At 44.5% G+C, this 19,873-nt stretch carries 16 protein-coding genes and 1 pseudogene; 4 read left to right on the forward strand and 13 right to left on the reverse strand.

Annotated elements, in window-relative coordinates:
- Positions 1 to 55: 55 nt before the first annotated feature.
- The 10 genes from BU202_RS03255 to trpX all read right to left on the reverse strand — a co-directional run bounded on the left by BU202_RS03255 (position 56) and on the right by trpX (position 12,433).
- A complete protein-coding gene (locus tag BU202_RS03255) occupies positions 56 to 1,066 on the reverse strand; it encodes an ABC transporter permease subunit (protein WP_075104367.1) in 1,011 nt (336 codons plus the stop codon).
- On the reverse strand, positions 1,059 to 2,591 hold the full coding sequence (locus BU202_RS03260; RefSeq protein WP_075104368.1) for a sugar ABC transporter ATP-binding protein: 1,533 nt from the start codon (positions 2,589 to 2,591) through the stop codon (positions 1,059 to 1,061). The genes BU202_RS03255 and BU202_RS03260 overlap by 8 nt, the downstream gene beginning before the upstream one ends.
- 124 nt (positions 2,592 to 2,715) lie before the next feature.
- Positions 2,716 to 3,786 (reverse strand): galactose ABC transporter substrate-binding protein, encoded by a 1,071-nt coding sequence (locus tag BU202_RS03265; RefSeq protein ID WP_075104369.1) that lies wholly within the window; start codon positions 3,784 to 3,786, stop codon positions 2,716 to 2,718.
- A gap of 383 nt (positions 3,787 to 4,169) precedes the next feature.
- On the reverse strand, positions 4,170 to 6,077 hold the full coding sequence (locus tag BU202_RS03270) for an ABC-F family ATP-binding cassette domain-containing protein (protein WP_075104370.1): 1,908 nt from the start codon (positions 6,075 to 6,077) through the stop codon (positions 4,170 to 4,172).
- A gap of 64 nt (positions 6,078 to 6,141) precedes the next feature.
- Complete coding sequence (locus BU202_RS03275) at positions 6,142 to 6,930, reverse strand: nucleotidyltransferase domain-containing protein (protein ID WP_075104371.1); 789 nt, start codon at positions 6,928 to 6,930, stop codon at positions 6,142 to 6,144.
- Between the two features lie 20 nt (positions 6,931 to 6,950).
- On the reverse strand, positions 6,951 to 7,736 hold the full coding sequence (locus tag BU202_RS03280; RefSeq protein ID WP_075104372.1) for an alpha/beta hydrolase: 786 nt from the start codon (positions 7,734 to 7,736) through the stop codon (positions 6,951 to 6,953).
- 166 nt (positions 7,737 to 7,902) lie between these two features.
- On the reverse strand, positions 7,903 to 9,564 hold the full coding sequence (locus BU202_RS03285) for a ribonuclease J (protein ID WP_075104373.1): 1,662 nt from the start codon (positions 9,562 to 9,564) through the stop codon (positions 7,903 to 7,905).
- 166 nt (positions 9,565 to 9,730) lie between these two features.
- Positions 9,731 to 10,489, reverse strand: coding sequence for an ABC transporter ATP-binding protein (locus BU202_RS03290; RefSeq protein WP_075104374.1), 759 nt, complete (start codon positions 10,487 to 10,489; stop codon positions 9,731 to 9,733).
- Positions 10,486 to 11,352, reverse strand: a complete 867-nt coding sequence (locus BU202_RS03295; RefSeq protein ID WP_075104375.1) for an ABC transporter permease — start codon at positions 11,350 to 11,352, stop codon at positions 10,486 to 10,488. Before BU202_RS03295 ends, BU202_RS03290 begins: the two co-directional genes overlap by 4 nt.
- A gap of 82 nt (positions 11,353 to 11,434) precedes the next feature.
- Complete coding sequence (gene trpX / locus BU202_RS03300; protein ID WP_075104376.1) at positions 11,435 to 12,433, reverse strand: tryptophan ABC transporter substrate-binding protein; 999 nt, start codon at positions 12,431 to 12,433, stop codon at positions 11,435 to 11,437.
- 637 nt (positions 12,434 to 13,070) lie between these two features.
- On the opposite strand from trpX, the gene BU202_RS03305 reads away from it, so the two are divergent.
- Both BU202_RS03305 and BU202_RS03310 read left to right on the forward strand, forming a co-directional pair.
- Positions 13,071 to 14,720, forward strand: coding sequence for an Rqc2 family fibronectin-binding protein (locus tag BU202_RS03305; protein WP_075104377.1), 1,650 nt, complete (start codon positions 13,071 to 13,073; stop codon positions 14,718 to 14,720).
- 29 nt (positions 14,721 to 14,749) lie between these two features.
- Positions 14,750 to 15,220, forward strand: coding sequence for an 8-oxo-dGTP diphosphatase (locus BU202_RS03310; protein ID WP_075104378.1), 471 nt, complete (start codon positions 14,750 to 14,752; stop codon positions 15,218 to 15,220).
- A gap of 34 nt (positions 15,221 to 15,254) precedes the next feature.
- Here the strand turns inward: BU202_RS03310 and budA are convergent, their stop codons facing one another.
- From budA to BU202_RS03325, 3 genes are read right to left on the reverse strand one after another with little or no spacing between them, the layout of a single operon-like run.
- On the reverse strand, positions 15,255 to 15,971 hold the full coding sequence (budA, locus tag BU202_RS03315; protein ID WP_075104379.1) for an acetolactate decarboxylase: 717 nt from the start codon (positions 15,969 to 15,971) through the stop codon (positions 15,255 to 15,257).
- 3 nt (positions 15,972 to 15,974) lie between these two features.
- Positions 15,975 to 17,204 carry a tetratricopeptide repeat protein gene (locus BU202_RS03320; protein ID WP_075104380.1) on the reverse strand — a complete coding sequence of 410 codons (1,230 nt, stop codon included), beginning with the start codon at positions 17,202 to 17,204 and terminating at the stop codon, positions 15,975 to 15,977.
- Positions 17,194 to 18,366 (reverse strand): AI-2E family transporter, encoded by a 1,173-nt coding sequence (locus BU202_RS03325; RefSeq protein ID WP_075104381.1) that lies wholly within the window; start codon positions 18,364 to 18,366, stop codon positions 17,194 to 17,196. The genes BU202_RS03320 and BU202_RS03325 overlap by 11 nt, the downstream gene beginning before the upstream one ends.
- A gap of 227 nt (positions 18,367 to 18,593) precedes the next feature.
- On the opposite strand from BU202_RS03325, the gene BU202_RS03330 reads away from it, so the two are divergent.
- Entirely contained in the window at positions 18,594 to 19,598 is a 1,005-nt protein-coding gene (locus tag BU202_RS03330) for a lactonase family protein (RefSeq protein ID WP_075104382.1), read from the forward strand.
- A 197-nt stretch (positions 19,599 to 19,795) separates the two neighbouring features.
- Positions 19,796 to 19,873 (forward strand): annotated as a pseudogene (locus tag BU202_RS10360) (IS200/IS605 family transposase); the annotation flags it as partial.

The following is a 19,873-nucleotide window of genomic DNA, read 5'->3' on the forward strand; positions in this document are numbered from 1 at the left end:
ATGATAGGGGGATTTGTTGATTAGGAAAAGATTGCTCTTCTATTTGTTACTCCACTTATTTTTTCACCATGGTCTTACGAATATCCAGTGCGACTGCGACCACAATGACAACCCCTTGGATGACATTGGTCATGTCTGGTGTAACTCCCAAGTAAGTCAAACATACTTTTAACAGCTCAAAGACGAATACCCCTAACAGAATACCTGGAACCGTTCCTTGACCTCCTGCTGTTGAGACACCACCAATCGTCGCTGAAGCAATGGCGTCTAGTTCATACCCCATACCAGCTCCTGCTCCGGCAGAACCTGTCTTAGCAGATAGCAAGAAGCCTGCCAAACCGTATAACAAGCCAGCCAGAAGGAAAATTTTAATTTTAGAAAAACCTACATTGACCCCTGATACTTCTGCTGCATGCTCATTTCCACCAATGGCGTACATGTATTTTCCATAGCGTGTCTTGTTGTATAGGACCCACATGGCTAGGCCGATGATGGCTGCTACGATGGTAATATAAGGAAGAAAGCCAAATAATTTTCCTTGACCAAAGGCGACAAATTCGTCCTTAAAGGTTCCAATGGGCTTACTTTGAGAATAAATCAAGACAAAGCCATAGGTCATAATTTGCGTACCGAGTGTTGCTAAAAAGGGCGGTACATTTAAAAAGGAAACAATGGCACCATTTATCAAGCCCAAGAGAGCTCCAACAAGCAAGGCTGCTAGCAAGGGAACAACAAGCGGTAAGTCTGGTAAATTTGGGAAAAACTTGCCAGCAAAATCTGGCTGCTGCACCAAGGTTGCGGTAATAATAGCAGTCAATCCAACAATCCGTCCAGCAGACAAGTCTGTCCCCCTGATAATCAAACAGCCTGATACTCCTAGCGCGATGATAAAGCGCACAGAGGTATTGGCCATGATATTGGCTGCATTTCCTACTGTAAAGAAATTATCCTGCGTCATCCCTGTATATAAAATCATGACAGCAACAACGATATACATGGAGTTCTTTGTTAAAAAGTCTCCTAGATTAAATGGTTTTGCTGCTGTTTGCTTCTGTACTTTAAACACTTTCCATTCCTCCTTCATGGGCTCCCATAAATTTTGTAGCTAAGGTCATCACAGATTCTTGGGTCGCGACATCACGATTTAAGAATCCTGCTACTCGCCCTTCACACATGACCATAATCCGATCCGACACACCCAGTAATTCAGACATTTCTGAAGTAATCATGATAATGGATTTGCCTTCGGCTGCTAGGTCATTGATAATCTGATAAATTTCGTATTTGGCACCAACGTCAATACCACGCGTTGGTTCATCTAAAATCAAGATATCTGGATTGTTTGCAAGCCATCTAGCTAGAATCACTTTCTGCTGGTTCCCACCAGATAAACTTTCAATCTTCGTCTTATTATTCGGCGTTTTGACCCGTAAACGATCCACATTGCCTTCAACGACCTGATTGATTTTTCGTTCATCCAGCAAGCCCATGCGACCGACATATTCTTTCAGGGCTGCTACAGAAGCATTATCCGTGATGGACAAGACCCCAAAAATCCCATTGTAGCGACGGTCTTCTGTGACCAAGGCGATTCGATTTTTAATCGCATCTGCTGGGCGTTTAATGCTGACTTCTTGCCCTTTGATGAGAATTTTCCCTTGTTCCAAGACCCGCATACCATATAAGGCTTCCATCAATTCTGTCCGCTGCGCTCCAACCAAGCCACCGATTCCTAGCACCTCGCCTTTTCGCAGGGTAAAACTAGCATGTTTGAAAGAAAGAGGATTTGGAGAGGTTACATCCTGTAACTCCAATACCACTTCTTCTGAAATCTGATTGGTTTTTTCAGGAAATAGACTGGTCAATTCACGACCGACCATGGCTTGGATAATCTTTGCGGTGGTCATTTCTTTGGCTGGCCAGGTTCCGACATATTGCCCGTCCCGCATGACGGTAATATCATCAGAAATCCGCAAAATCTCATCCATCTTATGAGAGATATAGATAATGCCAATGTTCTTGGCTTTCAACTTGTCAATGATTTCAAATAATTTTTCCACTTCTGATGTGGTTAAAGATGAAGTTGGCTCATCCATAATCACCACTTTTGCATGATGCGAAATCGCCTTTGCAATTTCAACTGATTGCATTTGCGATACTGTCAAATCATTCAGCAAGGTAGTCGGGTCTAGGTAGAGCCCTACCTCTTCTAGCAAACTCTTTGTTTCCTCATTCATCTTTCCATGGTTGACCAGGTTAAATTTGCCCAGAGGATAGTTTCCTAGAAAGACATTTTCAGCAATCGTCATCATCCGAATGGGCTGTAATTCTTGATGAATCATCGAAATTCCTGCATCAATTGACTCTTTTGAATCCTTAAAATCGACTTCTTGTCCATTAAATACAATCGAGCCTGCATCCCGATGGTAAATTCCAAACAAGCATTTCATCAAGGTGGACTTGCCAGCACCATTTTCTCCCATTAGGGCATGAACAGTACCAGGTCGTAATCGAAAGGTGACATTATCTAGTGCTTTTACTCCAGGAAAGGTTTTGGTGATATTCTTCATCTCTAAAATATAATCACTCATTTTCCATTTGACCTACTTTCTTTTTCAACATTAAAAAATCTGCCCCACAATCCTTTCACCGTGGTGTCTTAGTCCGTGGGACAGAAGAAATCATTTTCTAATTTGGTTATCTATGTTGCTTGGTTTATTTGTCACGTTTAGCGTAACGTTCTTTCGCTTCTTTTGTTGTTTCAGTCTTTGGTTTCGCTTCTTTCAACTGAGAATCTTCTTTCTTAGTGACTTTCACGTAGTCCACCCAGTAATAAGACTCCACATCTTTACCATTCATTAAATCAACTGCAACATTGGCTGCTGTGTGAGATTGGTTAAAGTGGTCATTCAAGACAGTACCTGTTAATTCACCTTTTGTGAGCAGTTCCATGGCATCTGGAATCGCATCTACACCGACAACAAGGATATCTTTACCAACAGTTCGTTTGGCAGCTTTAATCGCGGTTACCGCACCAACTGCCATACCATCGTTGTTTGCAAATACAACTTCTAGCTTATCACCAAATTGCTCTAAGGCAGAAGCGGTTACCTCTTGACCTTTTGCTGTATCCCAGTTAGCGAGATATGGTTCAGCAAGGGCCTTGCGTTTAATACCAGCATCATCGAGTGCTTTTACAGAATAGGCTGTCCGTTGTTGGGCATCCACATTGGCTGGATCTCCAAATAGGGTAATGTAATTGACCACACCGTCCCCATTCAAATCCCCTTTAGAATCTGTTGCAGCGATGATTTCCCCTTGGAAAGTTCCTGATTGTGTCGCATCTGCTCCCACATAGGTTGTTTTGCCTGGCCAGATTTCTAGTTCAGACACTTCTGGTTCGCGGTTGATTAAGACAACAGGAATATCTGCTGATTTTGCTGAATTGATAATGCTACCAGCAGCTGTTGGGTCAACGAGATTTGCCAAAATAACATCTTTTCCTTGAGCGATAAAGTTATTGATTTGTTCCGTCTGGGTCGCTTGATCTTGCTTCCCATCTTGAATATCAAGGACATATTTATTGCCTGTTTTCTTGCTCAATTCTCCAAAATACCGTTCTAATTCTTCCCGATATAAGGTCATAAAATTGTCATCAAACTTATAAATAGCAACGCCGACATTATAGGTCTTACCAGACCCAGATTCACCACCGCCTTTTGCACCACAAGCTACTAGCAGTACAGCGACAAAGGCAACAGCGACATACTTCAAGAATTTTTTCATCCTAAAAATTTCCTTTCTATAAACGATAGACAACCGTTATGGATTTGAAAGCGATTTCTTTTTATATATCAATATTATATTTTTACCTCTACTTTGTCAACTAATTTTTACTAAATATTTTTATATTTTCACTAAAAATATAGTTTTTTTAACAAAAAAAAGATCCTCTTAAAAATAAGAGGTCTCTTTTCAGATGGAAGAAAAGGTTTTTTGTAATCCTGTTCTTAGGTAGTGCAAACGCTAGCGACTTCCTGCGGCATTCCATACCTAAATGTTGAGTGAGCTGAACTTTTTAACTTGTTTAAATACATCTTGGGTTTGTCTACGTTCTGGGATTTCTTTTACTGTTTTTCAACCATACACACCGAGCAACTATCTGTAGACTACAGCCTTTCAAGTTGCTCTGCCAAGTCTTCCCATTCTTCCATGAGCTGGTCTTGCTGGTGCGAAAGATGGTCGATTTCTTTTTGGAGGTCGGTCAACTGGTCCACGTCATTGGTGGAAAGCATAGCTTCTTGCAGTTCATTTAATCGGCTCTCGATGTCGTCAATATCGCCTTCAATCTGTTCAATCCTGCGGGCGATTTTGCGTTGTTCTTTTTGGTTTTCTTTTTGCGCTTGGTAGTCCGTTGCCCCGCTCGAACTGGCTGTACTTTCGACTTCTACTGCCTGCTCTACACTAGCTAACTGCTCTGCCTTTTTCTCCAAATAATAATCGTAATCGCCCAAGTAGAGGGTGCTACCTGTCTCCGATAATTCGAGGACTTTGGTCGCAACTCGATTGATGAAATAGCGGTCGTGACTGACAAAGAGCAGGGTGCCATCATACTCAATTAGGGCATTTTCCAAGACTTCCTTGCTATCAATATCCAAGTGGTTGGTCGGCTCGTCCAGAATCAGAAAATTATTGTTTTCCATGGACAATTTCGCTAACAAGACTCGCGCTTTTTCCCCACCAGAGAGCATGGCGATGGATTTTTTGACATCATCTCCTGAAAAGAGAAAGGCGCCCAGACGGTTGCGGATGTCGACCTCTGGAGTCGTTGGAAAGCCTGACCACAATTCTTCCAAGACCGAATTAGACGGCGTCAAGGCTGACTGGGTCTGGTCGTAATAACCGACTTCCACATTGGCACCGAATTTGGCCTCCCCCTTGATAAATGGTAGTTGACCGATGATGGACTTGAGCAAGGTTGTCTTTCCAATTCCATTTGGTCCGACGATGGCAATGGCATCGAGCTTTCGTTGGTCAATGCTAATCGGCTCTGAAAGAATTGCGCCATCGTAGCCTACCGCCGCTTGCTCGACTGTCAGGACAATATTCCCCGAGGTCTTGTCCGAATGAAAGGCCATATTAGCAGATTTTTGTCCTAGACTAGGCTTGTCCAGACGCTCCATTTTCTCCAGTTGCTTGCGCCTTGCTTGAGCCCGCTTGGTGGTGGATGCTCGAACGATATTCTTCTGGACAAAGTCTTCTAGCTTGGCAATTTCTTTTTGCTGCTTTTCATAGTTTTGCCATTCGGTCAGCAACTTCTGCTCCTTTAACTCGACAAAGGTCGAATAATTGCCCACGTAGCGGTCCAAGGATGTCGCTGTTAAGTCCAAGGTCACGGTTGCCACCTTATCCAAGAAATAGCGGTCATGGCTGACAATGATGAGCGCTCCCTTGTAATGAACCAAGTAGTTTTCCAACCAAGCAATGGTCTCGATATCTAGGTGGTTGGTCGGCTCGTCAAGGACTAGCAATTCTGGCTTTTCAAGCAGCATTTTGGCCAAGGCCAGGCGGGTATTTTGCCCACCTGAAAGAGCTGAAATTTTCATCTGCCACATGGATTCGTCAAATTTGAAACCATTTAAAATAGTACGAATATCGGCTTCATAGGTGAAGCCGCCCGCCACACGAAAAGTTTCTGACAAACTGTCGTAGGTCTGAATCAACTGGTCCAGCTCAATTCCTGTCAATTCTCCCATTTGCAATTCCATCTCCCGCAAGCGTTTTTCAGTCTTCCGAAGCTCCGCAAAGACTTGCAGCATTTCTTCATAGATGGTATTTTCAGACTCAAAACGGCTATTTTGCGCCAGATAGGAGAGGGACAAATCTTTCTTGCGGTTGATCTCTCCGCTGGTCGGAGCTTCTTCGCCCACTAAAATTTTCAGCAAGGTCGACTTGCCAGCACCATTTTTCCCGACAAGGGCAATCCGATCCCGCTCGTCCACCTGCAAATTGATATTTTCAAAGAGCACCTCCCCAGCAAAGGAGCGCTCAATCTTATTTCCTTGTAATATAATCATCGTTCTCGTTTATCATCAAATGTCCTAAGGACTTACTCTGTCTGCAATCATTTTCAGCTCTAGACTAGTAGCCATACCTACGGTAGAGTCTTACAACGTCCTCAAACTGGTCTAAATCAACTTCCAGCTGATAGGTTTTTGCAAGCAAAAGTGCTTCTTGTCTAACGGCCTCAGTCAGGTCTTCAATATCCTTGTTTTCTACTGGATACTTGCTACAAAGAGAAATCACTTCCGCATCAAGTTGCGATTTTTGCCCCTCATACTTACTCCAATCTCCAAGACTATTGGGTAATAGAGACTGATTGAGATAGGAAAGGCTTGCCAAAATGTGGCGCATTCCTAAAAGACAATGGAGGGCATACGTCTTCTCAGCTCGTTTTGTCCGCCTCACCCATTCATGTAAGTAGGCATAATACTTAGAAAGATAAGCATCTAATTGGTCTTGCTCAACCGTGAACTCAAGGGCTTGAGAGGCTTCTTTTATGGTCTGTAACCAATCCCCTTCATCTCGGAGAATCGCTATATCTTTCAACCATAAAGAGGGCTGGACCTGCTTTTTCTGATAAATAAAGAGATCCAACTTCACAAATTGTCTAAAATGTACCACTACAAACTGAGCATACTGCTCTTCAATAAATAAACAGTCTGTCAATTCCTTGAGGCAATAAGCTAGCACATCTGAGGGATTGATCTCATCATCTACCACAATCCGAAAATCAATATCAGAATAGGCATTAGCTGTCTGGTTGGCAAGGGAACCTCCTAGGAATATTCCCCTTACACCTTCTAACTGTTCTGCTATTGCTCGTATTTCTGCTAATTTTTCCTGCCGATAGGTCACCAATTCTTCCATCGCAAACTCCTCTATCTTACTTAAGACAACCGCTCTTCTAGCTGAAAGTCAATGGGCAACCAAGACAATACCACCTCTAACTGCTTGTCCCAGTAGTACCACTCATGTCGACCAGGCGCAGTCTGATAGTCAACCTCATAGCCTAATTCCTTAAAGGCTTGCGCCGCAAAGTTATTCGCAGGCAAGAGAAAGTCCTGCTCACCACACCAGATATACATTTTGGTCGTTTTGTCTGCTTTTTTAGCCAGATTGATGAGAGAGTGAGGATTTTCTGGACTTTCCCAGTCTGTAATCTCACCGAAAGTTCCCGTCCAATAGGCAGGACTCCCCAAACTTTCTTTTCTTGGGTCAAAACCCTTAAAGCTCAAGGCTCCTGATAGGCTAGCGACATGCGAAAAACAGTTGGTTGCTAGAGCCAAGCGCATCGCTCCGTAACCACCCATAGACAAGCCTGCAATAAAGGTTTTCTCCCGCTTGTCCGTCATATTAGGAAAGAAACGTTTCAACACATCCGGCATTTCAATTGCTAGCGCATCAAAATACGGATAGCCATACTGGGTATTGACATACCAACCATTGTGGGTATCTGGCATGACCACGATGAGATTGGTCTTTCTCACGAGGCGTTCTAAAGACGTCAAACGCAACCAGGTCGTATCTCGTCCACCCATGCCGTGAAGCAGATACAAGACAGGGATATCTGTATCATCGGGATTGTCCACCCGCCCCTTATCTGGGTACAAGACCTGCACGGACAAGTCCAAATCCATTACTTGGGAATAATAGGTAATACTCATGAGGGCCATCTTTTTTCTCCTTTTCAATAGAAAAAGGTGCTGCCCTGTTCAAGCAGCTGCCACCTTTTTTCTTGTTATTCTTGTATCCTTTTAACTAGCCACTAGCCATTCCGTTTTGATTTAGTGCTAGGCAAGACGCGTTAACGATATAATCATTTAAAACTGGAAGGCTATATTATTTTACTTCCATAATTACTGGCAAAATAGCTGGCCGTCTCTTGGTTTGGTCAAAGAGGTATTTTGCGAGTTCGTCGCGGACAGACGACTTGAGCTCTGCCCAGTCAAAACTATCCTTGGTAAAGTAATTCTCCACAGTCGTATTGACCAATTCAGACGCCTCACGCAGAATATCACGGCTCTTCTTGACATAGACAAATCCGCGCGTATTGACCTTGGCTTTTGAGATGATGCGTTTTTCACGACGGTTAACCGTAATCGCTACGATAAAGATACCATCTTCTGACAAAATCTTGCGGTCACGCAGAACAATATTACCAACATCGCCGATGGCATTTCCGTCAATCATGACATCACCTGCTGGAACAGAACCATTATGGACAAATTCACCCTGTTCATAACTCATGATGTCGCCACGCTTGACGATGAAAATATTTTCTGGATAAAGACCGATTTCAAGCGCTGCTCGTGCATGGGCATCAAGCTGGCGGTACTCTCCTTGGACGGGGAACAAATACTTGGGGCGTAGGATATTGAGCATCAGCTGCAAATCACGCGCATTTCCGTGACCCGATACCCGCAAGTTCTTGGTGATGGATTTGACCACACCACCTGCTTGGTAGATCATATTTTCCACCCGCGCCACCACTGCTTCTTTTGAAATAGTTGGCGTTGTGACAATATACACTAAGTCTCCGTCCTTGATTTCCACATAACGGTGACGGCCGATGGACATCTTGCGCAAGCCATTCAACGGCTCACCCATGCGGCCTGTTTCCAAGATAATCAGCTCGTTGTCATCAAACTTATTCATTTCTTTTGGCTTAATCAACAAGCGTTCGCTGACCAAGCGCAATTTTTTCAACTGAATAGCCGTGCGGACGATATTTTCCACATCGTGCCCTGTCAGCACAACACGGCGACCCGTCGCCTCAGCCGCATCAAAGATTTGCTGGATACGGACGATGTTGCTGGCAACCGCAGCCACAATGACCCGCCCTTCCCAATCGGCAATGGTGTTGAGAATTTCTTCAGCTTCTTCGTGCATGCTGGCCACTTGGATATTGCTATCAGCGTTAGCGGAATCAGATAAAAGTGCAAGCACTCCTTCGTTTCCAATTTCAGCTAAGCGCCCAAAATCGGTCTTGTAAAATGGGTCAGCAGCCTGATCGAATTTGAAATCACCTGTATAGACAATATTGCCTTCGTCCGTCTTAATGACCACACCCAGACTTTCTGGAATTGAGTGGGTCGTTTTGAAGAAGGACACGACAGAAGCCCCAAAATCAATTTCAGAACTCGCATTGATGACGTGGAAATCCTTGAATTTCTTGGTCGCATTGTAATTTTTAACGACCAGTTTGGCCAATTCAATAGTCAAATGAGAGCCAAAAACAGGCACCCGTACATTTTCGAGCAGGTAAGGCAGGGCCCCAATCGCATCGGCATGCCCGTGGGTCAAGAATACCCCCGCTACACGCTCCTTATTTTCCACCAAATATTCAAAATTCGGTACGATGACATCGACACCGAGCTGTTCATTTTCTGGATATTTCAGCCCGGCATCCAAGACGAAAATCGTATCCTTGACTTCAGCGATGTAGAGATTTTTTCCATTCTCACGGACACCGCCCAAAGCCATAATGTTTATATCACTCATGATAACTCCTTTGTTTATAATTGTTACTAACGGTCCTTGGAGTTCCAAGTCGAATTACAGTCTTGCAATTTCTTGCATATCCATACTATTATACCCTTTTTTCAGTATTTTTTCAAAATATAGCTCAAAAAAATCCCCAGTCTATCGTCTAACTGGGGATAATCGTTTATTCAAACAAATGGTAGTAATCTTCCAAGGTCATTGCTTCTTTTTCTGCCTTATTCAAATCTTTGATAATTTGTCCATCTTTCATGACGAGAAGACGATTGCCGTACTTGAGGGCATCTTCCATTTGATGGGTAATCATAAGGGCTGTCAACTGATCCTTGGTGACAAAGCGGTCTGTCAAGTCCATGAGAGCCACACTCGTTTTAGGATCAAGAGCCGCCGTATGCTCGTCCAAGAGCAATAATTCTGGGCGTTTCAAGGTTGCCATCAAGAGGCTCAAGGCTTGGCGTTGACCACCTGAAAGAAATTCAATCGGTGTGTCCAAGTGCTTCTCAAGTCCGTTGCCAATCTGGTCAATGGTCGCTTGAAATTCTTCCTTATGGCTGTTTAGCTTACGAGGCACCAGCCCTCGCCCTTCGCCACGGAACTTGGCAATTAAAAGATTTTCTGCGACCGTCATTCGAGGTGCTGTTCCCATTTTAGGATCTTGAAAGACTCGTGCTAGGTACTTGGCCCGCTTTTCAGGTGAGAGGTTGGTCACATCTTCACCCATGATGCGAATGGTTCCGCTCGTAAGAGGCAAGGTTCCTGCAATCACGTTGAAAAGTGTTGATTTTCCTGCCCCATTTCCCCCTAAAATCGTGATAAAATCATGCTCATGAATGGTCAAAGAAACTTGATTTAAGATGACCTTTTCTTCATCAAAGCCATTATTGACCACTTTGGTGGCATTTTCTAATTCTACAATTGCTGTCATTTGCTAATGGTCACTCCTTTGAAGAATTTTGCTTTTAGAGTTGGAATCATGAGGCAGATTGCCAAGATTACAGCGCTATAAATGCGGAGATAGCTCGTGTTAAAGCCAAGCGCAATCACTGCCCAGATGAGAAATTGATAGGCAATCGCACCCACGACAATGGTCATCAAGCGCTCCGCCAGGGTCAGACTCTTAAAGAGAACTTCTCCGATAATCAAACTGGCAAGACCAATAACGATAACACCGATTCCGCGTGAGACATCTGCGTAGCCTTCTTGTTGCGCAATCAGAGCCCCTGCTAGAGCAATCACGCCGTTTGACAAGACCAAGCCCATTAGCTCCATGCTGTCCGTATTGATACCAAAACTCCGTGCCATATCGGGATTGTCCCCTGTTGCGATATAGGCTTGTCCTAGCTTGGTATCAAGGAAAAAGAGAAGAGCGACAATGACGAATACCACAAAAATCAAGCCTGCAACCAAGTTATTGACCGCGTTGCTAAAAGGGAGATAATCCTGAATCTGCTTCGTTCCTAACAGCCCAAGATTGGCCCGCCCCATAATCATCAACATAATGGAATGGCAAGAGGTCATGACCAAGATTCCTGAAAGGAGGGTCGGAATTTTCCCCTTGGTATAAAGAAGCCCCGTTGCCAAGCCTGCTACACAACCTGCAAGAACAGCTAAGAGGGTGGCAAGAAAGGGATTGACGCCACTACTAATCAGAGTGACCGCTACCGCACCTCCCAAGGGGAAACTTCCTTCTGCTGTCATATCTGGAAAATTCAAAATCCGAAAGGTCATGTAAATGCCAAGCCCCAAGATAGACCAGACGAGACCTTGTGATACTGTTGATACAATCATATTTTCTTCCTATTATTTGTAAGAAAAGAGCGAGCCATTTGAGGCGATAGCCCATCCTCACTCTCTTCTCTCCTTTTTGTATTTACTCGACAATTTCGCCAGCAGCTTTTTCCACTTCTTCTGGAATAGTAATGCCTAGTTCTGCTGCCACTTTTTTGTTAATGATTGGTGCACCTTGATCCACCACATCAACTGGGGTCTCCGCAGGTTTTGCACCTTTCAAAATCTTCGCTACCATTTTTCCTGTTGAAACTCCAAGACCGTGTTGACTGACCACAACAGATGCCAAACCACCTTCTTTGACCATGGTGTCCGCACTTGGGAAGATTGGCACTTTTGCTTCTTTGTTGCTAGCAACTACTGTCTTAAAGGCTGAAGCAATCGTATTGTCTTGTGGAATCCAGATGGCATCGACCTTGCTGGTCATGACAGACATGGTTGAAGCAATTTCATTACTAGACGGTACCGGATAGGCAAGTACAGTATAGCCTTCTTTTTCTGCTAGCTCGGTGAATGTTTCCACATTCAATTTTGAATTGTCTTCATTGCTTGAATAGAGAACACCGATTGTTTTTGCATTTGGGGTGATTGTTTTAATCAAATCAAGTTGTTGAGCAATCGGTTCCGGGCAGGCAACCCCTGTCACATTGGCACCTGGTTGTTCAAGACTTTTAACTAATTTCGCACCAACTGGATCCGTGATAGCTCCCATTACAACTGGCAGATTACTGGTTGCGTTGGCAAGACCTTGAGCTGCTGGTGTAGCGATTCCGACTAAGACTTGGTTGCCGTTTGAGACCAATTGCTTACTCATGGTCGCAATTTTCCCTTGGTCACCTTCAGCATTCATAAAGTCAATCTTAATCTTATCACCTTTGTAGCCCTCTTCTGCAAGACCGTCTTGAATCCCACGGTAAATCTCATCCAGCGCTTCGTGGGTTACAAACTGAAGCACCCCAACCTTAACCGTCTCACCCTCGGTCTGCGGCTTCTTGTCATCCTTTTTGTTGGTGAGGAAAATTCCCCCAACAACAACGGCTACTAAAGCTACAATCGTTAACAATAAATTTTTGTTTTTCATATCCAATCTCCCTTTGGTTTACAAACTCTTTATATCTGTTTATGCTCTATTTACCTTTTTGATATTTTGGTAAGTATAGGGAATTATGAAAGATAGAACTAGTAACACTAGTGCCCTCTAAGCTGCATCACTTACAGACTATCCATAATTCTAAAAAGTAATTTTTGACACATACTACCAACGCCATCGCTTGTTCATGATATATACCTCCTCATACAGTGCTATGTCATCCATAACACTATAGAAAAAGCCCCCGCATACAACAACTGTATGCGAGGGCGTCAATGACACGGTGCCACCTCACTTATGGAACTTGTCTAGAATCGTCCCATCTCTCATTCTCCTCTAGCAAGGAGCTGCACGGTAAGGGGTGCCAACCGAATTCTCATTGTTTTGAATTCACTATAGAACATCAGCCCATTTCATAAACGTCCGCTGCTTGTTCGCAATACCCACAAGCTCCCTGAAAACTTCTCGTCTACTACTTCTTCTGATTAGTAAACATTATAGGGCTTATTTTTTACTTTGTCAATAGTTTTTTGTAAATTTTCTAAAAAATGTTATAATGGTGAGGCAAAGCAGGGACAAAAGTCCCTAACCTTATGAAGTTTTATAGTTAGAATAACGAGGAATCGACATGTCTTTTGACGGATTTTTTTTACATCACATGACGGCTGAATTGCAAGAAGCACTTGAGGGGGGGCGCATTCAGAAGATTAACCAGCCTTTTGAGCAGGAAATCGTCCTCCATATCCGCAGCAATCGGACCAGCCACAAACTGCTACTCTCTGCCCATCCAGTCTTTGGTCGCGCCCAGCTGACCCAGACCGAATTTACCAATCCCAAGGTTCCCAACACCTTTACCATGATTTTACGGAAATATTTGCAGGGCGCCATCATCGAGTCAATCCGCCAATGGGACAACGACCGTATCTTGGAATTTGTCGTGTCAAACAAGGACGAGATTGGCGACCATATCAAGGTCAGCTTGACTATTGAAATCATGGGCAAGCACAGCAATATTCTCCTCATCGACAAAGCCGAGGAGCGGATTATCGAAGCCATTAAACACGTTGGCTTTTCGCAAAATTCCTATCGGACCATTCTACCGGGGTCGAGCTATGTCCGCCCACCTGAAACCAACAGCCACAATCCCTTTACCATCGGTGATGAGAAATTATTTGAACTCTTGAGTACAGAAGAACTTGTACCCAAACGGCTTCAAGTTCTTTTTCAGGGCTTGGGTCGCGATACCGCAACGGAATTGGCAGAGCGTTTGACAACAGACAAACTCAAGACCTTCCGCAACTTTTTTGGACAAACCTGTAAGCCAACGATAACGAAAAAATCCTATTCTGCCGTGCCGTTTGCAGACAGTCAGGAAGCATTTTCTAGCCTTTCCCAACTCCTTGACTACTACTATCAGGACAAGGCCGAACGTGACCGCGTAGCCCAGCAGGCGCAGGAATTGATTAAGCGGGTGACGAGTGAATTAGAGAAAAATCGCAAGAAACTTCTCAAGCAGGAACAGGAACTCCTTGACACCGAAGGTGCCGAACTCTTCCGTCAAAAAGGGGAATTACTGACGACCTATCTCCACCAAGTGCCCAACGACCAAGCAAGTGTCACCTTAGATAATTACTATACCGGTGAGGCCTTGACTATTGAGCTAGATGTCGCCCTGACCCCTAGCCAAAATGCCCAACGTTATTTTAAAAAATATCAAAAATTAAAGGAAGCAGTCAAGCACTTAAACAACCTGATTGAGGAGACCAAGTCAACGATTGGTTACCTTGAAAGTGTGGATACCATGTTGGGACAGGCGAGTCTTTCTGAAATTGAAGAAATCAGAGAAGAACTGATTGAGACAGGGTATCTCAAGCGCCGTCATCGGGAAAAAATTGCCAAACGCCAAAAGCCTGAACGCTATCTGGCAACAGACGGCAAAACCATCATTCTCGTTGGAAAAAACAATCTCCAAAATGATGAATTGACCTTTAAAATGGCCAAAAAAGGCGAGTTATGGTTCCATGCCAAGGACATTCCAGGAAGCCATGTCATCATCACGGACAATCTTGAGCCGAGCGACGAAGTCAAGACTGATGCCGCAGAATTAGCGGCCTACTTTTCCAAGGCTCGCTACTCCAATCTGGTACAGGTTGACATGATTGAAGCCAAGAAATTGCACAAACCAACTGGCGGAAAACCTGGCTTTGTCACCTACCGAGGGCAAAAAACACTCCGAGTGACACCAGATGAAGCCAAGATTAAGTCGATGAAGCAGTAACTTCTAATCACGACAGAAAAGAGGACACTATGCGCGAAACGATTAAAAACTATGTCAATGTCTGTATCAAAAAAGGCCAGCAAGTCCTGCTCTTAGACCGTCAACATGATGATTTCAAGGGCTGGATTCAGCCCGGTGGCAAGGTGGAATTTCCCGAAAGTTTCTTTGAAGCAGCAGTCCGTGAGGTCAGGGAAGAGACAGGCCTAACGGTTCTCAACCTGCAGCTAAAGGGCATTTCAGGCTTTACCAATCCAATCGGAAATGAACGCTACGTCTACTACGACTTTCTCTGTGAGGATTTTGAGGGGGAAATTTTGAGCGAGTCTCCCGAAGGTACTCCTAAGTGGTGGCTGATTGACCAACTCAATCAGCTTGACATGCAAGATGATATCCGTGACCGACTGCCCCTTTACTGGCGCAAAGGCTCATTTGAGCGCATCCACTACTGGGACGAAGAAAACCACTGCATCTCCCATACGAAAGAAATATTGTATGATTAAAAAAGAGGCGACAGCGCCTCTTTTTGTATGCTTTTTACTCCGCCTTATCAATATCCTCACGCACTTCTTTGGCATTGAATTTGGCAAAGAGAAATTGGCGGTCTTGGACAGGGAAACGTTGGTCTAGCTGATCAACCGCTCCCACTTCGACAAAGCCTTGACTGATGACATAGTCCATGACATGCCCGCCAAAGCGATGGTCATCAGAGATAAAGTGCAAATGATAACCCGCTACACTCACCCCATGGAAAATTTCAGGAGTCCAGATTCCCACAATGGTTCCTGAAATATCTTCTGCGGTGTACTCTGGCTGGTGCGTGGCGACTTCCGCAAACTTCATATCTGACGTGGATTTTGGAATCATCCGAACATGCATCTTTGAAAAATGACCGCGGATTTTAATCGAACGAAAGAGGTTTTCCCCGTCATAGTAAGACTCAATCCGCGCCTGCAATTCCTTGTCAGTCATTTCAAAACGTTGCTTGAAAATCACCTCTGCCTGATGGAAAATGACCGCCGCATACGGCACCTTGACATCGTGCGATACTTCTACCACCTCGGGCCTATCACCAGAACCCTTGGCCTGATAGGCTTTGCCGTCTAGCACAATCAATTCTCCGTCAATCGAATCAAGCGTTCCTAGACCCAAATCACCGTGTTCTAACAATTCTCCGACTGTCAGAGAACCACCGTACAGACCTGCCATCAAGGCACCGAGTGTGTTATACTGAAATAATTTATTTGCTTCCATTCCTTATCCTTGATTATAAAATTCTTGCATGAGGAGATCATCTGGCACCAATTGCAGGTAACGACTGGCCAAATCTTTAGCCTCTTGCACTCGACCTAGCTGTCGCAATAACTCGATATAATCTGCCAAAAATTCAGGATTTTCCGCCAAATCTTGCTGCAAATGCTCAAAGAGAGCAAGTGCCTCCTCATCTCGTTCCAAGGCCTGATAGGCTTTGGCGATATTCCAAATAGCTAGGACATGGTCCAACTCTTCCGAATAAAGAGCAATCGCCTCTTCATACCGTTCCTGCTCCAAGTAAAGATTGGTCAAGCGTAGAACGACTTCATTTTCATCGTCCACATCAGGCTTAGCCTGTAAGAGATAGGCTTCTGCCGCTTCCACATCATGGTCCTCATAGGCATATTGAGAGGCGAGAAATAGCAGGGCTGGATCGTATTCATTTTTGGCAAGACCTTTTGCTACCATCTCCCGTGCTTCCGTCAACTTATGCTCTCCATGCAGCGCCTGGGCATAGGCATATTCATAGCCTTCAAATTCTGGATTCATGGTGTCTAATTGCTTGAAATAAAGGGCTGATTTTTGATAGTCTTCTCGGTCAAGCAAGAGTGTCGCAAGCTCAAAGACCGTCTGATCATCGTAGGCCAGCTCAACTGATTTTCCCAAAAATTCAATCGCCACTTCAAACTTTCCAAGGCTGGCATAGGCAAGACCAATCCGCTGATAGGTCGACACCCCTGTCCATTCATGAATTTCCCGATTGTCCAACTGGGCATAATACTGAATGGCTTCCTTGTACTCCTGCAACTCCATGTCTAGCTCGGCTAGACCAAACAAAATCACCGGATCATCCGATAAGCGACTAGCTTCCAAGAGTTTTTCTCTAGCAACATCAGCCAAGCCCTCTGACTGATACAAGTCTGCCTTGACCACCAAGGCTTCCAGATAGGCTGGATGGTCTGGCTGAATCGTTTCCAAATACCCAAATGCTTCTTCTGTCAAACCGTCTTCATTGGCAATTTGGGCAAGCTGAATCGCAAGTTCAGGATAGCTGTCCTGCAAACGCAGGTAGATTTCCTTTGCCTGTGGCAGAAAACCAATGCTTTCTAGATAAGCTGCCAAGTCTAGCAAGAGCTCATCGGAGTCCGTCTCCAAGGCACGCTGAAAATATTTCATGGCCTTTGGTAAGTCTTGCTGTTCTAAGCAGACCAGCATTTTTTCACTATTGTTCATCGAGACCCTCAACTACTTCCTGTTCTGGCTCATACAAGCCGCTGTAATCCTTGTACCATTCAAAGATAGCCTTTAAGACCACCTTGATAGAGGCATAAATCGGAATCCCAAGCAGCACTCCCACCACGCCAAACATCTGACCAGCTGTCAAGAGGACAAAGAGAATGGTAATCGGATGGATATTCAAGGAACTACCGATAATCAACGGCGTCACAAACCGTCCCTCAATCGTCTGCTCCACCGCAAAGACAATGACGACCTTAATCAGCATAAATGGCCCTGCAATAGCTCCCAAGATGAGCGCTGGAATCATGGCAAGGAAAGACCCCAGATAGGGAATCAGGTTCAAGAAACCAGCCACAATCCCTAAAGTAATCGGGTAGCTCAACCCAATCACTGAAAACATGATTGAAAACATCAAGGCCACAATCGCTGCGACCGTCACCTGACCACGAACATAGTTAGACAGTTGGCTATTGACATCGGTCAAGACATCACCGATAGATGCGCGCCATTGGGTTGGGAGATATTTGGTGATATGTGCTTTCAGGTATTGCCCGTCCCGCAAGAGGTAAAAGAGGATAAAGGGCATAATCAAGACCGCTACCACCACCTGTGAGGTCGCACTAATCAAGTTTTTAGCCCAATCGACTGCACTTGACGACAATTTTTGCGCAAAGGAAATAATGTAGCTATTAACATTGTTTAACACTTCCAAGGCGGTTGGTCGGAACTGCTCAAAGCGATCGTCCTGTAAGAGCGACGTCACCTGTAGTTCAATTTCTTGAATATAGGTCGGGAGATTACGAGCAAAGCTGACGACCTGCTTTTGAATACTTGGAATGGCAACCGCTAAGCCCCATACCAAGAGAAAGGCAATCACCACAAAGAGAATACCAATCGCAACGGTTCGTGACACCTTATATTTTTCCAGCAAATCAACCATGGGATTGAGCAAATAGTAGAGCAAGCCCGTCAAGAGCATCGGCAAAAGAATAATCTCAAAGAAACTAACAATCGGGCTGAAAATAAAACTAATCTTGGTCAAGACCAGTATGGTCAGCAAGACCAAGAGCGTCACGAGAAAAAATGTCACTGCCTGATTGTTGACAAACCATTTGAAAAGCCAAGACCTGTAGAACTTTTGTTGCTTATCGTCCATATCAAACCTCTTTCTTGTATAATCGTTTCATTTTGATCTAGTATTAGGTAACGAACTCGGAATTAGACAAGACGCGTTACAAGGTACTAGATTAAAACGAAACGACTATATTTTTTTCTATTATACCACGTATCCCTCATTTTCGGGTGATAGAAATCATTGGTTCAAGGGACTTTCTCCACAAAATATGGTATAATTCTTTAAATACTAGAATGTGAGGAATTGATATGACACTTTATTTTGGAACCTATACTCGAAGAGATTCAAAAGGTATCTACGCAGCGGACTTTGATCCAACAACAGGTGAGTTGTCCAACCGTCGTTTGGTAGCAGCAGAGCCAAATCCGACCTATCTTGCCTTTGCAGACGACCATGCTCTTTATTCTGTAGGAGCTAAGGAGAGTCAAGGAGGACTAGCTGCCTTTTCGCCAACCTTTGACCTCATTAACCACGCCGTCGCAGAAGGTGCGCCGCACTGCTACGTATCTGTCGATGAAGAACGCGGTCTTGTCTACGGCGCCAACTACCACAAGGGGCAAGTCTTGGTCTACAAACGCTTAGAAAATGGCGGACTAGAACAAACAGATATGCAGCAACATGAAGGTTCAGGTCCCCATGAAAATCAGGCTGGACCACACGTGCATTTCGCTGATTTGACCCCTGACAAATACCTCGTAACCTGCGATTTAGGAACGGATGAGGTGGTGACTTACAAGGTATCCGACCAAGGCAAGCTAGCACCACTCGCCCGCTACCATGCCACACCAGGAGCTGGTCCTCGTCATATCACTTTCCACCCAACCGCTAAAATCGCCTACCTTATCTGCGAGTTAAATTCCACCATTGAAGTGCTGATTTATGATGGCCTAGGAGAATTTGAACTCATGCAGACCATCTCAACCTTACCAAGTGACTACACAGACTTTAATGGCACCGCAGCCATCCGCCTGTCAAACGATGGAAAATTCCTCTATGGTTCAAACCGCGGTCATGATTCGATTGCCGTTTACAAGGTGTTAGGAGATGCCAGTCTTGAACTGGTGGAAATCGTTCCAAGTCTTGGCAAGACCCCGCGCGACTTCACCCTTAGCCCTGACAATCGCTTCCTGATTGTGGCTCACCAAGACTCAGACAACGTCAGCGTCTTTAGTCGCGATGCAGAAACAGGCAAACTGACCAACCTATCTTCTGACTTTATTGTCCCTGAAGCCGTCTGCGTCACATTTGCATAAGAAAAACGCTTGAAGCTCACTATTGGCTTCAAGCGTTTTTTATAATTATGTGGCTTTAAGCCCAGTCTCGCTCCGATAGGTGCGAGACAAATCAACCACCCGCTATGCGGGTGCGCATCGACTGTTATACAAAAAATCTCCAAACGCGATACAATAAAGGTGTTCAAGCCTACTGTAAAGCGAAAGGAGATACTAATATGGCACAAAAGGCACATAGTTTATCGCACACAAAATGGATGTGTAAATATCACATTGTGTTTACCCCTAAGTATAGA

The sequence above is a fragment of the Streptococcus cuniculi genome (assembly GCF_001921845.1).
In the GTDB taxonomy this organism is placed as follows: Bacteria; Bacillota; Bacilli; order Lactobacillales; family Streptococcaceae; genus Streptococcus; species Streptococcus cuniculi.

Excerpts from the sequence above, each read along its gene's own strand:
- BU202_RS03260 (WP_075104368.1), bottom strand. The coding sequence starts at position 2,591 with ATGAGTGATTATATTTTAGAGATGAAGAATATCACCAAAACCTTTCCT.
- BU202_RS03265 (WP_075104369.1), bottom strand. The coding sequence starts at position 3,786 with ATGAAAAAATTCTTGAAGTATGTCGCTGTTGCCTTTGTCGCTGTACTG.
- BU202_RS03270 (WP_075104370.1), bottom strand. The coding sequence starts at position 6,077 with ATGATTATATTACAAGGAAATAAGATTGAGCGCTCCTTTGCTGGGGAG.
- BU202_RS03275 (WP_075104371.1), bottom strand. The coding sequence starts at position 6,930 with ATGGAAGAATTGGTGACCTATCGGCAGGAAAAATTAGCAGAAATACGA.
- BU202_RS03280 (WP_075104372.1), bottom strand. The coding sequence starts at position 7,736 with ATGGCCCTCATGAGTATTACCTATTATTCCCAAGTAATGGATTTGGAC.
- BU202_RS03285 (WP_075104373.1), bottom strand. The coding sequence starts at position 9,564 with ATGAGTGATATAAACATTATGGCTTTGGGCGGTGTCCGTGAGAATGGA.
- BU202_RS03290 (WP_075104374.1), bottom strand. The coding sequence starts at position 10,489 with ATGACAGCAATTGTAGAATTAGAAAATGCCACCAAAGTGGTCAATAAT.
- BU202_RS03295 (WP_075104375.1), bottom strand. The coding sequence starts at position 11,352 with ATGATTGTATCAACAGTATCACAAGGTCTCGTCTGGTCTATCTTGGGG.
- trpX (WP_075104376.1), bottom strand. The coding sequence starts at position 12,433 with ATGAAAAACAAAAATTTATTGTTAACGATTGTAGCTTTAGTAGCCGTT.
- BU202_RS03305 (WP_075104377.1), top strand. The coding sequence starts at position 13,071 with ATGTCTTTTGACGGATTTTTTTTACATCACATGACGGCTGAATTGCAA.
- BU202_RS03310 (WP_075104378.1), top strand. The coding sequence starts at position 14,750 with ATGCGCGAAACGATTAAAAACTATGTCAATGTCTGTATCAAAAAAGGC.
- budA (WP_075104379.1), bottom strand. The coding sequence starts at position 15,971 with ATGGAAGCAAATAAATTATTTCAGTATAACACACTCGGTGCCTTGATG.
- BU202_RS03320 (WP_075104380.1), bottom strand. The coding sequence starts at position 17,204 with ATGAACAATAGTGAAAAAATGCTGGTCTGCTTAGAACAGCAAGACTTA.
- BU202_RS03325 (WP_075104381.1), bottom strand. The coding sequence starts at position 18,366 with ATGGACGATAAGCAACAAAAGTTCTACAGGTCTTGGCTTTTCAAATGG.
- BU202_RS03330 (WP_075104382.1), top strand. The coding sequence starts at position 18,594 with ATGACACTTTATTTTGGAACCTATACTCGAAGAGATTCAAAAGGTATC.